Annotated in this window: 9 protein-coding genes; 8 read left to right on the forward strand and 1 reads right to left on the reverse strand. The window is 34.1% G+C overall.

Annotation, left to right across the window (positions count from 1 at the left end; all coding sequences use genetic code 11):
• Nucleotides 1-54 precede the first annotated feature (54 nt).
• From ADIWIN_RS17690 to ADIWIN_RS17725, 8 genes are all read left to right on the forward strand, one after another.
• Nucleotides 55-8,265 (forward strand): T9SS type B sorting domain-containing protein, encoded by an 8,211-nt coding sequence (locus ADIWIN_RS17690; RefSeq protein WP_040757679.1) that lies wholly within the window; start codon nt 55-57, stop codon nt 8,263-8,265.
• 27 nt (nt 8,266-8,292) lie between these two features.
• Nucleotides 8,293-9,276 (forward strand): PorP/SprF family type IX secretion system membrane protein, encoded by a 984-nt coding sequence (locus ADIWIN_RS17695; RefSeq protein WP_020897243.1) that lies wholly within the window; start codon nt 8,293-8,295, stop codon nt 9,274-9,276.
• Between the two features lie 231 nt (nt 9,277-9,507).
• Nucleotides 9,508-10,437 carry a PQQ-dependent sugar dehydrogenase gene (locus ADIWIN_RS17700; protein ID WP_081669602.1) on the forward strand — a complete coding sequence of 310 codons (930 nt, stop codon included), beginning with the start codon at nt 9,508-9,510 and terminating at the stop codon, nt 10,435-10,437.
• Nucleotides 10,434-14,378: a DUF8693 domain-containing protein gene (locus ADIWIN_RS21700; RefSeq protein WP_081669603.1), complete on the forward strand. Its 3,945-nt coding sequence runs from the start codon at nt 10,434-10,436 to the stop codon at nt 14,376-14,378. Before ADIWIN_RS17700 ends, ADIWIN_RS21700 begins: the two co-directional genes overlap by 4 nt.
• A 230-nt stretch (nt 14,379-14,608) precedes the next feature.
• Entirely contained in the window at nt 14,609-14,911 is a 303-nt protein-coding gene (gene hpf, locus ADIWIN_RS17710; RefSeq protein ID WP_020897246.1) for a ribosome hibernation-promoting factor, HPF/YfiA family, read from the forward strand.
• 3 nt (nt 14,912-14,914) lie between these two features.
• Nucleotides 14,915-15,373: an arsenate reductase family protein gene (locus ADIWIN_RS17715; protein ID WP_040757680.1), complete on the forward strand. Its 459-nt coding sequence runs from the start codon at nt 14,915-14,917 to the stop codon at nt 15,371-15,373.
• A 23-nt stretch (nt 15,374-15,396) separates the two neighbouring features.
• On the forward strand, nt 15,397-16,206 hold the full coding sequence (locus ADIWIN_RS17720; protein ID WP_020897248.1) for a DUF1853 family protein: 810 nt from the start codon (nt 15,397-15,399) through the stop codon (nt 16,204-16,206).
• Between the two features lie 2 nt (nt 16,207-16,208).
• Nucleotides 16,209-16,772 (forward strand): pseudouridine synthase, encoded by a 564-nt coding sequence (locus ADIWIN_RS17725; protein WP_020897249.1) that lies wholly within the window; start codon nt 16,209-16,211, stop codon nt 16,770-16,772.
• Here ADIWIN_RS17725 and ADIWIN_RS17730 read toward each other — a convergent pair.
• Complete coding sequence (locus ADIWIN_RS17730) at nt 16,762-17,496, reverse strand: hypothetical protein (protein WP_020897250.1); 735 nt, start codon at nt 17,494-17,496, stop codon at nt 16,762-16,764. The two genes, ADIWIN_RS17725 and ADIWIN_RS17730, sit on opposite strands and share 11 nt — an antisense overlap.
• Between the last annotated feature and the right edge of the window lie 44 nt (nt 17,497-17,540).

Raw genomic sequence — 17,540 nt, forward strand, 5'->3', positions numbered from 1 at the left:
CATCACTTACGTCTTTGCCCCGAGAAATAAAGTGATTAATTAAAATAAGTTATCATGAAAAAACCTGCTTTTTCTAGAATAGTCGTAATTGTTTTGTTCCTCATTTTGGGACAGCAAATATCTGCACAAAATCTCGTGCCATTTTCACCTCGGTACGACCAAGCCATCAAAGGAGATATCCTTTTAATTGGAAACAGTAATGTGGGATTACATGTTTCTGATCCTTACAATGGAAACTCTACTAATGACGGAGTAAATGCTGCGGTATATGTAGATATTGATGGTGATGCTAGTACATTTAACTCTAGTAGTGCCGATTTAGATGTGCCAGGTGATGATAGTTGTTACGTTATTGTTTATGCTGGTTTATATTGGAGTGCGGTTGTTGATGGAGATGAACCAAAGTCTAATATAAAATTTAAAGTTCCTGGTGGTTCTTATGAAGACATAACCGGAACTGAAATTTATTATCAAAATGCCGCTAACAACAACCGGTCTAATACCTATGCCTATTACCATGATGTTACGAACATGCTTACAGCTTTACCAGATCCTGAGGGGACGTATGCTGTTGCTAATATTTCATCCTTAGTAGGTCCAAAACCAAATTCTGAAGGATTATCTGCTGGATGGTCTTTATTCGTGGTTTATGAAGATCCACTTTTACCGAGTAAGTATATCACATCTTTTGATGGATTTACTAAAATTACAAGTTCTATTAACGAAACCTTTCCTGTTAGTGGTTTTACGACCATACCAACAGGTCCTGTACGTGCTAAGTTTGCATTTAGTACTATTGAAGGTGACAGAGGTTATACGGGAGATTATTTAAGACTTAACGGAAGTACTATTAGTGTTACAAATAATGGTGGTTCCACAATTCGTCCTGGAAATAACTTTTTTAATAGTTCTGTTTCAGATATTAACCCTCTAACCAATACCTCTGAATTATTTACCACTAGAACGCCAAATAGTTCTAACACCTTAGGTTTTGATGCTGGTATTATAAATATCCCCAATCCAGGAAACTCTCTAATTGCTAACAATGCAACCTCAGCAAATATTCGTTTGGGAAGTAATTTAGATATCTACTATTATTATTTTAGTGCATTTGCAATTGAGATTATTGCCCCAAATATTGTATTAACTAAAATCGTTGAAGATGACTTAGGAAATGATATTGGTGGTCAATTAGTAGGTTTAGGATCATCTTTAAATTATGTTATTGGTTTTCAAAATACAGGTAACGACGACGCTACAAACTTTTCAATTAGAGATATTCTACCTGTAAATATTATTTATAATCATCCAACAGATTTAATTCTACCAACTGGTGTTACCGTTCAAAGTTATAATGCGGCAACAAGAGAACTTATTTTAGATATTGATAATTCACTTGTTGAGGAGAATGACCCTGTTTATGAAATTAGAATTGAAGTACAAGTTGTTGATGATTGTGGACAATTAGAAGATGCCTGTTCTAACATTGTTAATAATCAGGCATTTGCTACTTACCAAGGTACTGTAAATCCTGATTTCACTATTACAGATGATCCAAGTTTAAGTAGTAATACAGGGTGTTTAGTTTCACCGCAGGCTACTAACTTTTTAGCTGACCTTAACTGTACTTTTGAGTATGATGAAATTCTTTGTGGAGATAGTGTAGAATTAACAGCAGCTAATGGCTATGATTCTTATGCGTGGTCTACAAGTCCGACAGGAGTTCCTGTTATTGGAAACTCACAGTCTATTACTGTTACAGAAACGGGGACTTATTATTCTTATAATACAGCAGTGGCTCCATGTCAATCTATTGTACAGCAATTTAATGTTCAGCTTTTTGGTTCTAATACAACAAACCCTGTAATTCCTTACGCAGATGAAGTTGTTACTTGTCCTAACGATGGAAAATTATTACCTAATATATTTTTATGTGGTGCTGAGGATACAAGAATCATTCAAACAAATGTATCCGATTCTACTTCGATTATTTGGGAAGTACTTGATGAAACGAGTTGTGATGCGGTTTCAAATTCAGATTGTGCGAATGAAAACCCGTCGTGTACGTGGAATGCAATACCTAGCGAATCAGGATTTGTAGTTGATACAGCTGGACAATACAGAATTACAATAAACTATCCTGGTGGATGTAATGTTCAGTTTTATTTCAATGTGTATGAAAATGAATTAAACCCAACCGTAAATTCTACAGATATTATATGTGAAACTAACGGAAGTATTACTGTAAATAATGTGCCTTCTGGTTATGAATACAGTATAGATGGAATAAATTTCCAAAGCAGTAATGTGTTTTCTATTGATACTGCAGGAACATATACAATCTATGTAAGACAAATAGATGTAACAACAAACCCATGTGTATTTACTGTTCCTAGTGTTCAAATTAGAGATAGAGAATTTACAGGTTCTACAACTATTACACAACCACTTTGTCATGGAGATAAAGGAAGTATCCATTTATCTGCTAATGATGCCGATCCTCAATATGTGTTTACCCTTTCTCAAGGTGCAACCACAGTGAATACAGTTGGTCCTATTATTGATAATAATTATACATTCCAAAATTTAAATCCTGGAACGTATACAGCAACCATTGAATCTGAAAATGGCTGTATTTTCACTGAAGATATTACAATTATTGAACCACCTATATTAACAGCAACAGTAGCTTTAACAAGTCCTTTAAATTGTTCTGACGGTGAGATTACAGTTTATCCTGTAGGCGGAACACCTCCTTATTATTACTTTGTAAATGGTGCTACAGATTTTCAATCTACACCTCAAATTGTAGTGAGTTCAACGGGAGTTTATAATATTGTAGTTACAGATTCTAATAACTGTAGTACAGATGTTACTATAAATGTTGATGCTATTTCTGGACCAGATTTTAATGTCGATATAACTGATATTGCGTGTGCAGGTTCTGACGGAACTGGAGCTTTAACAATCAATGTTAGCAATGCTAATGGTAGTAGTATTAATTATAGTATTGATGGCGGAGTTACATTTGTGAATTCAAATGTATTTACAGGATTATCAATCGGAGATTACGAAGTCGTAGTAGAATACACTTCTGGTACCGATGTTTGTGAATCAAGTCCACAAACCGTTACTATTGATTCAGCAGCTGCTATTACTGGTACAGTTGAATTAGCTGCACCTTACACCTGTCTTTCAACCGGAGCAATTACGGTTACAGGAGTTACAGGCGGACAAGCGCCATATACCTATAGTATTGATGGTGTAACATTTCAAAATAATGCTAATTTCAGTAATTTATCAGCAGGAACATATACCGTTATAGTAATGGATGTAACCGGTTGTGCATCTGCAATGGATGATATTACAATTAACGAATTAAACCCACCAACCGATTTAACGTTTAGTAATTCCCCAGTAGCTTGTCCTTCTAATACAGCTACCATTTCTATTACAGGAACAACTGGCGGTGTCGGAATATTAGAATATCAAATTACAGCACCTGCTTCTGCAGTAACTGCTTATCAAACATCTACTGATTTTTCAGGTTTAGAACCTGGAACTTATACCTTTCAAGTAAAAGATGAAAACGATTGTGTATATAGTGAATCACATACTATTGTTCCTACTCCATCTCCAACATTATCTGTGGTGTTAACAAAGGATTTAGATTGTGCTGCATCACCAGATGCGGTACTCACAGGAACTGTTACTGGTGCCGCACCTTATACATATTCAGTATCTATAGATGGAGCAGCTTATTCCGATTTAGGTACAACAGGAACACCGTTTACTTATAGTGCAGCAACTGCCGGAACGTACCAACTTCAAATTACAGATGCAAATGGTTGTTCAGCTGAATCTTCAGTAATTACTGTAACTCCAATATCACTGCCTGCTTTAAGTTTGGTTGTACAGACACAAGAGATTTTATGTAATGGAGATACCAATGGAGCTATAGATGTTACTATTGATACGTCGGTAGGAACACCTCCTTTTGTAATTAATGTAACTGATAGCACAGGAAACGATTACGGTACACAAACATCTAGTTTACCTGCAGGGATATATACCGTTACTGTTACAGATGCAAAATTGTGTACAGCAACTGAAACTGTAACTATAGATCAACCAGATCCTATAGTTGTCGATTATAATGCTATTGATATCACTTGTGGTGCAGGCGGAGTTTCTCAAGGATCAGTAATTGTAAACTCTGTAACAGGTGGAACACCTCCTTATAACTATTTTGTTACAGGTACCAATGGGTATTCTAATTCTGAATTTAATAATATGGGCTCAACATCTGTAAGTTTTGATGTGGTTGATTTTGGATTGTATCAAATTAATGTGGTTGATGCTAATGGTTGTTCTATTTTAGTTCAAGATGTATTAGTAGCATCACCTCCAACAGATTTAGATATTGATATTTTACCATCCTTCGACTGTGCTACAGGTGGTGAAGCAGAAGTAAGTATTGGCTCTACTCTAACTAGTGCCGGACCATTTTTCTTCAGTATTTATGAAGGAGCTGGTACTGTATATCCGGCTGGAACGTGGTTAAGTGAAGATGCTCCTGGTAGTGAATCTGCAACATTTACAAATTTAATACCTGGTGTGGTATATACATTTATTGTCTATGATGCCTCTACATTCTGTAGTTATTATGAGCCAGCAACAATTCCAATTCCTACTAACTCAACATTAACTGCAACAGCGGTTAGTTCTAACAATATTACCTGTACAGGAAGTGCTGATGGTAATGTTTCATTTACCGTAAACAGTTCTTACGCAAGTCCTGTTTCTATCACCTATGAAATCTTTAACACTTTAAGTTTAACATCAACAGGAATTAGTGGTTCTGCTGCTTTACCTGCTAATGGTTCTTTAAATATATTAGACTATGGACCGCTTCCTTTTGGTAATTACTTTGTTTCAATTCGTGAAACATCTGGACCTAATGCTGGTTGTGGTGTCGTAACCGTTCCATTTAATATTACGGAATCTGCATTTCTATTAGAATTAGCGGCTTCAGTGGATCAGAATGCAAATTGTGAACCTAATTCTGGTGTGATTAGCGCTATTGCTTCAAACGGAACACCTCCTTATCAATATCAAATCACAACAACTGCTACTACTCCACTTGTTACAGATGCAGCTTGGAATAGCTCAAGTACATTTAATAACGCTGCCGGAAGCTATTATGTTCATGTGAAGGATGCTTATAACTGTATTGTTACAAGTCCTGTTTTAGTGATAGACACGGATCCTACTCCTGCTATTTCTGCAAGTTTAAATAATCAATGTACAGTAGCGGAAGGTGCTTATGAAATCGATGTAACTTTAGATACTGTTGGTATACCACCTTACAGTATTAGTATTAATGGAGGAGCGTTTCAAACACAAACATTTCCATTCACACTTTCAAATTTATATTCAGGTACACACACTATAAGAATTAATGATGTTAATGGTTGTGGTAACACCGTTTCAGTAGATGTTGTTGCACCAATAGCTATCATACCAGAGGTAACAGCTTTTCCAACTTGTAATGATGATGATGGTGAAATTACAATGACTACTATTGGAGGATCTGGATCTTATACTTATAGTATTTTACCTAATCCTGCTTCGATTAGTTTTGCAGGAGATGTGTTTTCGGGAGTACCTTCAGGAATGTATACTATTACAATTACAGACACAGTAACGTCTTGTACTGAAGAGGTGTCTGTTTCTGTTGCAGAAGCGATACTTCCTATAGTAACATTAACTCCAACGGACATTACATGTTTTGGAGATAATTCTGGATCATTCGAGATTAACATCGCAAATTATACCGGAACTTATACCTATGAAGTCTTTGATAGCTTAGGTACATCTGTAACAGGAATTATAAATGCAAACACCTCTACTAATCCAGAAATAGTAACAGGTATGAGTGCAGGAACATTTACAGTAGAGATTACTGAAACAGATATTCCTCTATGTTCTGCAATAGCAAGTGTAACTATTGCATCTCCCACTAATGGTATCTCATTAAATATTTCAGAAACTTCAAATGTAACTTGTAATGATAATGAAGGAACAATAACTGCAATCGCAACTGGTGGTTGGGGAGATTTGGAATATGAATTAACAGGCGCTGCGACAGTGGCTTATTCTAACAATGGTTCATTTACAGGTTTATCTGCCGGAACTTATACAGTAAACGTTAGAGATGCAAGTGGTTGTATTGTTTCTGAAACAATTACATTAGAAACCCCAGATCCAATCGCAGCAACATTTACTCCAAACACTACAGTTTTATCTTGTTTTGGAGATCAAGATGCGAGCATAACGATTACCAATGTAACTGGTGGACAAGGCGTAAATTATACGTATACCTTAAACACTGTTTTACCAACACCGAGTGTTTCTGGTCCACAAACGTCTAATGTATTTGAAAACTTAGGTCCTGGAACTTACTTTGTGAGAATTACAGATGGTTTCCATTGTGAATTTTCATCTGCAAATATCGTCATTACTGAACCTACACCAATCGAGGCTAGTTTAGTAAGAACAACAACACAAACTTGTTTAACAGAATCGACATTAACATTAAGTGCAACTGGCGGAACAGGGTTATATTCATATAGTGAGAATGCTTCGTTTGCACCTATTATAGGAACATTTACAACATCGACAACTTTCTCGGTTCCCGATGGTACGTACTCGTATTTTGTAAGAGATGCTAACGGTTGTGTTACTAACGTGTCTAATGAAATTACAGTTGATCCTTTACCAGATTTAGAGGTGACTTTAGAAGCATCCAATTTAGTTATTAATTGTTTTGGTGATAATAACGGTTCTATTTTAGCGTCAGCAACAGGTGGCTTAGGAAACTACACCTATACTTTACAAGATAATTTAGGAAACATAGTTACCGCTCCGCAACCTAGTCCTGGCTTTTTTACAGAACTTTTTGCTGGTGATTATGTTGTTCTTGTTGAAAGCGGCGATTGTGATGTAACATCTACTCCAATAAGTATTACAGAACCTGCGACACCAATTGAAGCGACTCTAGTTGTAAATAATGTAAGCTGTGCCGGTAATAATAATGGTTCGGTTGAAGTAACTGCATCAGGTGGTACAGGAGTTATTAAGTATGCTATCTCACCTCAGTCAAACCAATTTTTTGAAACTAATACTTTTGAGAATTTAGCACCTGGGGATTATGATATCATTGTAATGGATGAGTCAGGGTGTTACTTAAGATTTGATGTTACCATCACCGAGCCTGAGCAAGTCATATTGAGTATAGTTCCAGGTTCATTCTTCCCAGAAGTATGTTCAGGAAATTTAGATGGAGAATTTAGTATTGCTATCTCAGGAGGAACACTTCCTTATAGCGTGAGTTTAGATGATTATGATGGTGTTTATACAACAGGAAATGCTGCACAAAATGAATTTGATTTCACAAATTTAGAAGGTGGTGATCATATTGTATTTGTTAGAGATGCTGCAGGTTGTGAGTCTGAATGGAATATTACATTCCCAGAATCTGTTACCATTTTACCAGAAATAATAATCGAAAGTATTTGTGAAAACAATATACAAGGTAATCGTATAACTGTAACAGTGGATGCCTCTATTGAAGACCTTACACAACTAGATTATTCATTAAACGGTGGTCCTTACCAATCAAGTAATACATTTATAAATGTACCAGTAGGAATCGATCATTTTATAGATGTTAGACATACAAATGGATGTATTCAGACAACTGAATTCTTCGATATTGAAATGGCAGATCCCGTAACCTTAACTCTTACTGAGGGCGGACTAAATGAATATATCATTAATGCTGCTGGAGGTGCTGGTGATTATCAATTCACTATTAACGATGAGGATTATGGAAATGAAAATTCATTCTTCATTTTTGAATCAGGCTTATATACCATTACAGTAATGGATAGCAGTGGTTGTTTTGCAACTTTACAAATAGAATTAGAGTTTCATGACATCTGTATTCCTAATTGGTTTACACCAAATGGAGATGGTGAATTTGATACTTGGGCACCAGGTTGTACTGAGAATTATCCAAATCTAACCTTCGATATATTTGACCGTTATGGCCGTAAAGTAGCAAAATACCACGTTGGTGAAGTTTGGGATGGAAAGTATAAGGGTAAAGAATTACCTACTGGTGATTATTGGTTTGTTGTTCAGACTAATGACTCCACACATGATAAAGAATTTGTTGGACATTTTACATTATATAGATAAAAGACAGAAAATTAGAAAGATAACATTATGAAAAAATTCGCACTATATATTCTTTTTTTGGTCTTCGCAAACGGTTATGGCCAAGAATTAAATCTACCAGTATTTACACAGTATTTGGCAGATAACGATTTTGTAATTTCTCCTACCTATGCCGGAATTGGAGATAATCTAAAAATTAGAGCAAACGGATTAACTCAATGGGTTGGTATTAAAAATGCTCCAGATAATCAATCTGTTTATGCTGATTTTAGAATCTCTAACCGTACAGGAGTTGGTATCTCAGCTTACAACGATAAGAATGGAAACACGCGTCAGAAAGGAGTTAAGTTTTCTTTTGCGCACCATTTGACATTAGATTATAAGACTAAACAATTTTTATCCTTTGGATTATCTTATAACATTAACAATTTTAGAATTGATATAGAAAACTTTAATACCACTTATGAAATTCCTATCATAGATCCTGCTGTTACTGACGACAGAGGTGTCTCTAATAATAATTTTGATGCTGGTGTATTATATAGATGGAAGGCCTTTTACTTAAGTTTTAATGCTAATAACATTATAAAAAAAGATACAGATGGATTTCTTGGATTGGAACCAAGTAGATTGCTGAATTACCAATTATATTCTGGTGTAGTCATTAAAAGCCCAAACAACAAAGATGTAGAATTTGAACCTTCTGTTTTTTATCAAATGTTTGATAGTGATAGACGATCTAGTACTGATATCAATTTTAAATATAGAAAATTTGATAGAAAAGGTGATTATTATTTTGTTGGTGCTTCTTATCGTTTCCTTAATGATCAATTTATGAAGCCTTTAAATATAGGACCAATGGCTGGTATTACATTTAACCAGTTCTTTTTTGCATATTCATATCAGTTAACGTTAAATGATTTATCTGGTTTTAATTCAGGAACACATATGGTAACTATTGGTTTAGATTTTCTACAAGGTGCTAGTAATTGTGCATGTACAAAAGGAACGAGTCAGAGTTATTACAGGTAGATTCATTTTTTTTTATATAAACTAATCACATTAAAAAGTAATTATTACATAAACTGATTACCAATTATTTTTTATAGAACACCTGTTTTCTAATTTATGCCAATAAGTATAACCGCCTCATTATGTTGTAATTATGCTTTAACCGATTAACTAACACATACATCGGAATTATTCATTTTTAAGATTATTAATTAGTACGTTTATTACGCTATTAATCATATTATCTTAACAATGAAAAATTATTTCCACAAGGAAACGTTTGGATCTGTGCTTTTATTCATCAGGTCCAAATCGTTTAATATTAGATCTGTTATAGTAATTTTTGGATCTTTACTATTGTTTGGTGCCTTTCCTTACTTCAGCGGACAAGGGCCTGGTTTAACATTACAAGACCACGGAACTATTGGGCCATACGCAAATTTAGCGTTTCCTGACGAAGCTAATATTGATTTAAGCATATCACATAGAATTGCTTACCCTAACTTAATATTTAATTCTCCTATTGTTTTTAAAACCGTACCCAACCAAAATCGCATTATTTTGGCGCAGCTCGATGGTGAAATTTATTGGTTTGATGATGATGAAACGACCTTAACCAAAAACCTCTTAGTGGATTTAACTGATGAAGTTGGAGTCGTTCATGATGGTGGATTTCTTGGATTAGCTTTACACCCTGATTTTAATGCTGCTGTAAATCCTAAAAATTATATATACGTTTATTATACGTCCAAGAATAGCGCCGGACAAAATAGTCCGCCAGTTGGGTCTCATACAGGTCAAGGTTGTAATTGGAGTGAATCTAGAAATGAGTATCAAGGTAACTCATTAATTTTAGAGCGATTTGAAGTTAATCCAACTAATTTATCTTTTATTTTAGGCTCTAAAACAAATCTTTTTGATATAAGAATGTATGGAACAACCCACTATGGTGGTGGTATGGACTTCGGTGATGACGGTTTTTTATATCTAACTTTAGGCGATCAAGCGTCTTGGAGAAGAGCACAAAATATGACCGATAATTTAAATGGAGGTGCTTTAAGAATAGATGTAGATAAAGACCCGACTAAGAGTCATGCTCCAATTAGAAAAAACAAAATGTTGGTTATGCTGGCGAATCTTCAGGGATTAATTATTGGATCCCAAACGACAATCCTTTTTTGAGTCCAGATGGCTCTCGCTATGAGGAATATTATAGTGTCGGATTAAGGAATCCCTTTAGAATGACGAAAGACCGTGTTACTGGAGAATTTTATATTGGTGATGTTGGATTAAGCTCACATGAAGAGGTTAACGTACTTAAAAAAGGAGCTAATTATGGTTGGCCAATATATGAAGGATTCGGGTTTCGTAATACCAATTGTGCTACGATGTTAGATGGTATGCCACATGAAGAACCCTTAACAGAGTTTTCAAGAGATGACGCTAGGGCTTTAGCTGGTGGATTTGTGTATAGAGGATCAGCTATTCCTGATATATATGGAAAATATGTATGTGCAGATTATACTAGAAATGGAATTTTTACTGTAAATACAACTTCGGGTGATTACGAACAGGTATCCATCCTACAAAATGTGATTTCATTTGGTGAGGATAATGATGGTGAATTGTATTTACTTCGACATGGTACTAATAGAAATATTCATAAATTAATAGAGGGTATCGATAATGGTTATGTGCCAATGCCTCAGCTACTTTCTGATACGCAAGTGTTTTCTAACTTATCAACTCTAGAGGTCATTGATGGTGTTGTACCTTATGAGTTATACGAATCATTTTGGTCAGATGGAGCTTTAAAACGACGTTGGATTGCAGTGCCTAATAATGATGGTGTGCACAATGGAACTAATGAACAAATAAAGTATTCTGAATATAGCGACTGGGAATTCCCTCCAGGAACAGTTATTATTAAACAATTCGACTTACAGGTAGATGACAACGATCCATCAATTACTAAAAAAATTGAAACCCGATTTTCTATTGTTGATAAAGATGGTGATTGGTACTTTTTAACCTATAATTGGAATGATGCCCAAACAGATGCCATACTACAAAAAACGAGTTTAAATGAACCAGTAACTATTTCGATAGATAATTTAGGAGGTACGAGAACTCAAATTTGGCATTTTCCATCAAATACAGAATGTAGAGCCTGTCATAATGAGGTAAATAAAGGTAATCTAGGACTAAAAACTAGGTATTTAAATACAGACTATACCTACGAAGAAACAGGACTAGAAAGAAACCAATTGGTAACTTTAAGCCATTTAGGCATTATTGACCAATCCATTACTAACACTGATACAGAAAGTATAATAACAAATAAATCAATTGACGATCCGGTAGCTTCGTTAGAAGAAAGAGCAAGATCATATTTAGACTTAAATTGTGCTTATTGTCATAGACTAGATAACCCGATAAGAACTAGTTTCGATTTACGTTATTATAATAGTCTTGAAGCTACAGGAATATTATCAACAGGTATCTTAACTCCATTAGAGGTTGATCCTGATGAAAAAATTATTTATCCCGGTGATGCTTCAAAATCAATATTATATCATAAAATCAATAGTGTCGATCAAGCGATTATGATGCCACCTTTAGCCAAGTTAGAGATAGATGATCTTGGCGTTGATTTAGTAGAAGCATGGATAAATCAATTAGATACAGATATTACGGATATTACAAATAATCCGAATCCCATGAGTAATTTGGCTCTTTTACCATCAGCTGTAGTTTCTGGATCTGTTGGTCCTAATGCAGATGCAGGTAGAGGTGCGCCAAACGAAATTCTATACGATCCAATGATTAAAGCTTACAAAACATATTCGCAATATGCAGAGTATGGATGGCCATATCAGTTTAATGCTGGTACTGTTGATGAAGCTAATGGATTCTTTTTAAATGTTGAATGGCCAAATCCAAAATTTGTGAATTATATAACCATTGGAGGTGCCTATAGTAGTCAACCACAAACCAATACAATGTGGCGTGTCAGTTACCTAAGAGAAGGGAATTGGATAACTTTAGACCAAGGTAAAGGTGGTTGGATCAAATCAGGTATTTATAAATGGGGAGGTCCTAATCAAACACCTATTCTTGCAGAAGCTATCAAAGTCGTCCTATATAGCGATGGTATTAATGATCTATATAGTAGTCATTTAAGAGGAAGGGGCGGAAATTCAGGTGTAGGTGATAATAATCCTACAAATCCTTATTACAACGATGTTAATACACAGACGAAGGCAACCTTATTCCAGTTTTTGCCTTATCAGAATAAAACGACTATAGAAAGCGTAGTTGCAGGAATTCAACAAACTACATGTGATGTATCTAATAATACCTACTCACAAGACTTAATTGTAACTTATACCAACCCTCCTACTACAGGATTTTTAGAAATAAACGGTCAAAGTTTTCCTATTACAACAAGTCCACAGACAATTACTCTAACTGGATTACTGTCTGACGGACAAGATGTAGAAATTGAAGCTGAATTTACTGATGGTTATAAAAGTGTTTATTTAAGTCATGCAACCGTATTCACAGCACCAACCAATTGTGTAGACTTAATCATTGGTATTGACGAAACTCTAATTATCGATTCTGATTATACCGTTTCCGCTGTAGGTAAAATAGAAATATTTGAAGGAGGTAGTTTAACTATAACGGGTAATTTAACTATTAACGGTGAAGTAGTTTTAAATTCCATTTCTAATAAATTTTCAAGTTTAATTGTTGAAGGTATAAGTACCGGAAATATTACCTATAAGCGGCACGTAAATGCGTTTAATAGTATCACTGGTAACGATTTAATATCTACACCTGTCAGTGGACAAACCTTTGGTAATTTTGCAGTAGATAACAACCAAAATTTATACGAAAACCCAAATGACACAACTCAGAAATTGTTTGGCCCATTCGATGAAACTAACGGAACTTATAGTGTTTACGAAACAGATACAAATGTTGCTACAATTTTAGAACTAGGAATGGGATATAGAGCAGCAAGAGAAAGTTTAGACGATACCTTATATGGTACTACATTAGCTTTTTATGGAGGTGTTAAAACAGATGCTGTGACTAGAACTATTACGACTTCCGGATCTTCCTTTAACGGATGGAATTTAATAGGTAACCCCTACAGCTCTTATATAGATTTTGATACTTTCTTTAATCACAACAAAAACCAATTAAATGCTGGTGCACACCAAGCTATTTATGGCTATGATGGTAATGCTTCTAATGGTTGGACCGTTTTAAATAATTTAACAACACAACAATTAATTGCGCCAGGTCAAGGTTTCTTTGTTAAAAGCAAGTCTGGTGGTGGCTCCATTGAATTTACACCAGAAATGCGTGCTAGTGGTTCTAGCGATGATTTTATATTAGGTAGAGGAATCTCTTCTACTCATATAGGTTATTTAAAACTGAAATCGAGCACTACAAATTCAGAATACTATACTGATATTTACTTTAATACAAATGGAAGCTCTGGTTTAGATCTGGGTTATGATGCCGCGCTTTACAACAGTAACGTGCCAGCGTTTTCTATCTATACACACTTAGTAGAAGACAGTACAGGATTGCCATTTATGATTCAGGCCCTTGGTGAAACAGCAATGAGTAATGTTACCATACCATTAGGTATTCATGCCAATCAAGGCCAAGAAATAACAATTGATATTTCTGAAACTGATATACCAAACACTATTAATATTTATTTAGAGGACACTTTTAATAATACATTTACACTGTTAAACAATAGTGACTATACATTTATGGCGAGTAATGATTTATCTGGTATTGGTCGTTTTTATCTGAGATTTGAAACTGAAGTGCTAAATGTAAATAATCCTATGTTTGATGCCTTAAACATTTCAACTAATCAAATTAAGCGAACTATTGAAGTTACAGGTCAATTAGAAGAACAAACCTCATTTGTACTTTATGATATTCATGGACGTGTCATATTAATTAACAAACTAGATGTAAGGTCTACAAATCAATCTATAGATGTTAGTCACTTAAGCACAGGTATTTATATTGTAGAGTTAGAAACTGTTTCAGGAGATAAACGCATACAGAAATTAATAATCAGATAGCACAATTTCAAACTAAAATAAGGAACGCAAAATCTAATACTGATTTTGCGTTTTTTTATTTAACAGTATGTCGAATTATCATAGTAAAAAGCGCTTGTTCATATTTCAACAAAATAAGAAAACAAGTGTTTATCGTGGTAAAAAGGGATTACGTTAAGGAATATTTCTTTTAAGCTAAATAGATAAAAGAACAATACATACATTGTATAAAACTTTTAAAAACGAATACAATGGATATAATATTTAAGTACCACGATGTAGCTACAAGCGATAGATTAGAAGCACATGCTAGAGAAAAATTAGAAACACTATTAACACGATACGATTTTATCATTAGAGCCGATGTGTTCTTTAAAACAGAAAACACAACTAGTGATCAAACAGGAAAAATATGTAGTATACGATTAAGTGCTCCAGGCCCAAGATTATTTGCAGAGTCCTCATTTGACAATTTTTATGATGCTGTTTCTAAAACAGTTAATGAATTATCAAGTCAATTGGAAAAACGTAAAGATAAAATGAAAACATACTAATAAATGGGAAAGATAATGGGAGTAATTAGTAGAGATAAAAGCCAAATTAACTGTATTTATGCCAACGATTCAGATTTTGGAAAACAACTTGAAGGCTATTTAAAAGCCTCAGGAAAAGAAATTTTAATGATTAATATTAATGAAACAATGCCAACTCCAACTCAATGGCAAGAGTTGGCAGTTGATCTTAATACAGGAATTGAAAATTTCCTAGATTTTTCAAAAATTGAAAACATGAATAATAATTCTAAGTTTGATGCCAATGATTATGTCACAATTTTAGAAAATAACCCAAAAGCATTTCAAGGAGCAATTATTATTAATGGTAAAAAGACCGAACATATTACAACAGTAACTGAAGTTCTTAAATATTTTGATAGTGACAGTGCTAACATAGAGCTTACTAACCAAGCTGAAGAAATAGACCTCAATAAATCTAAAGACAGGGATAACTTTCTCTAAAATAGTTATACTTTTATTCCACAATGGATAAAAGCACACTTTTACGTTATAAAGGCTATTTAGAAACATCTACACTACTTAAAACTATTGGTTTATCTGGAATTGATCAAATTAAACTCGGTTCAGAATCTGATCTCATAGGTGATGAGTTTGAGTTTAAAAATCAACGTTTGGGTAAACTTGTGGAGGAATTTGTTTTTTGTCAACTACAACAACAAGCTTCAGTAAAATGGATTGTTGAAAATTTACAAATTCAAAAAGAACGTAAAACCATTGGTGAATTGGATGCGCTTTATTTTCAGGGCGATAAGCCTATTCACCTCGAAGTGGTTTACAAATTCTATTTATACGACTCATTAAATACATATAATGAGCCACTCGCCTATTGGATTGGTCCTAACCGGAAAGATTCGCTCTGCTACAAATTAGAGAAGCTAAAGATTAAACAATTTCCACTTCTGTTTAATAATGAAACGACTAATCAACTTCTTAAATATAATATTGACACAGCAGGTGTTTCTCAAAAACTCTGCTTTAAAGCGCAATTATTTTTACCATATAATAATCCTGAAATAAATATAGAACCACTCAACGAAAACTGCATTTGTGGATTTTATATCTCGTTTAATGCTATTTCAACGTTTAAAACCTTACAATTTTATATACCTCAAAAATTAGATTGGTTGGTGATTTGTCATAATGATGTCTTTTGGGAAGATTATGAAACAGCCAAAATTAAGATTCAAGAAGAAATTGAAGACAAGCGTTCACCATTAGTTTGGTTAAAATACAGCGAGACTAAATTCGTAAAATGTTTTATAACTTTTTGGTAATTATGAAAGAGCACAGCTACTATAAGTTATACAAACCTTATGGATATTTAAGTCAATTTGTAAATCATCAGACTAAGCGAAAATCTAAAAAACTTCTAAGTGAGTTATTCGATTTATCAAATGATATTATGGCCGTTGGTAGATTAGATGAAAAATCTGAAGGCTTATTATTACTCACCACAGATGGCCAGTTTAGTAATTATATAACAAGTTCGGCAATTGAAAAAGAATACCATGTAATGGTTGATGGTATAATTACTCCAAAACTAATTTCAGAATTGAGAAATGGTGTTGAAATTTCTGTTGAAGGAAAACCGTATAAGACGAAACCATGTAAGGCTGAAATTTTAACAGATACATCACATATTATAGAACGATTTGTTCGTGATGAACGTCATGGTATTACATCATGGTTATCCATTTCAATAACAGAAGGAAAATTTAGACAAGTGCGAAAAATGACAGCTAAAGTGGGTTTGCCTACATTGCGTTTAGTACGCGTTAGGATTGGAGATTACAAATTAGGAATTATGGAACCTGCTGAGGTTTTGCCTATTAGTTATTAGAAGCTTCCGCTGTCTCTTGAGCTGTTTTCTCTTTAATAGTAACCTTTTCATTCTGAAAAATAATGGTAGCTTTTACACCAGTAAGAAGATTCCATTCTTTAGAAGAAATCATATTACCTTTATCGTCATATACTACAAATTCCGCAGTATTTGGTCCAGACTCACCTTGGTTTAACGCCACAATATCAACGGTGTTTGTTCCCTCTACTAAGTTTACCTCTACCCTTCTGTAACTACTAGTCAGTAATAAATTACTTTTAACAACAGCGCCATTTATTAAAATCTGAACACGATCACCATCAGGATATTGATGATCTCTACAAACTATATTTACGAATTTAGTATCTACACGATGTTCTCCAAGAAATTGATCTGACATTGTTCTTATAATGCCACCTTTAACCGCTTCTTTTGTCCAACGTTTCTCATAAATTTCACTTGGACTTTTTAAACCATCATCATCGTCAGTCATTGAAAATGGTTTTTCGGTTTCTCTAATTACAAATTTTTCTTCATCTTCCTTAGAGCTCCCACCAGACTTTTCATTTTCTTTTTTTAGAATTGGTGCCACTTTCACTTTAACTAAAGAAGAATCAGTTTTCTTCTTAGATTCTTCAGCAGGAATACGAATAGATTTAGTCTCTTTATCCTTAATAACTTGGGCAAAAACCGTTGTGCTGCAAAAAATGCAGAAGATAAATGCTATGATATTAATGGTTTTCACTATTATATTTTTGTTTTTAAGTATTTGAGTAGTAAGTTACAAAA

Source organism: Winogradskyella psychrotolerans RS-3, from assembly GCF_000427335.1.
GTDB classification, from domain to species: Bacteria; Bacteroidota; Bacteroidia; order Flavobacteriales; family Flavobacteriaceae; genus Winogradskyella; species Winogradskyella psychrotolerans.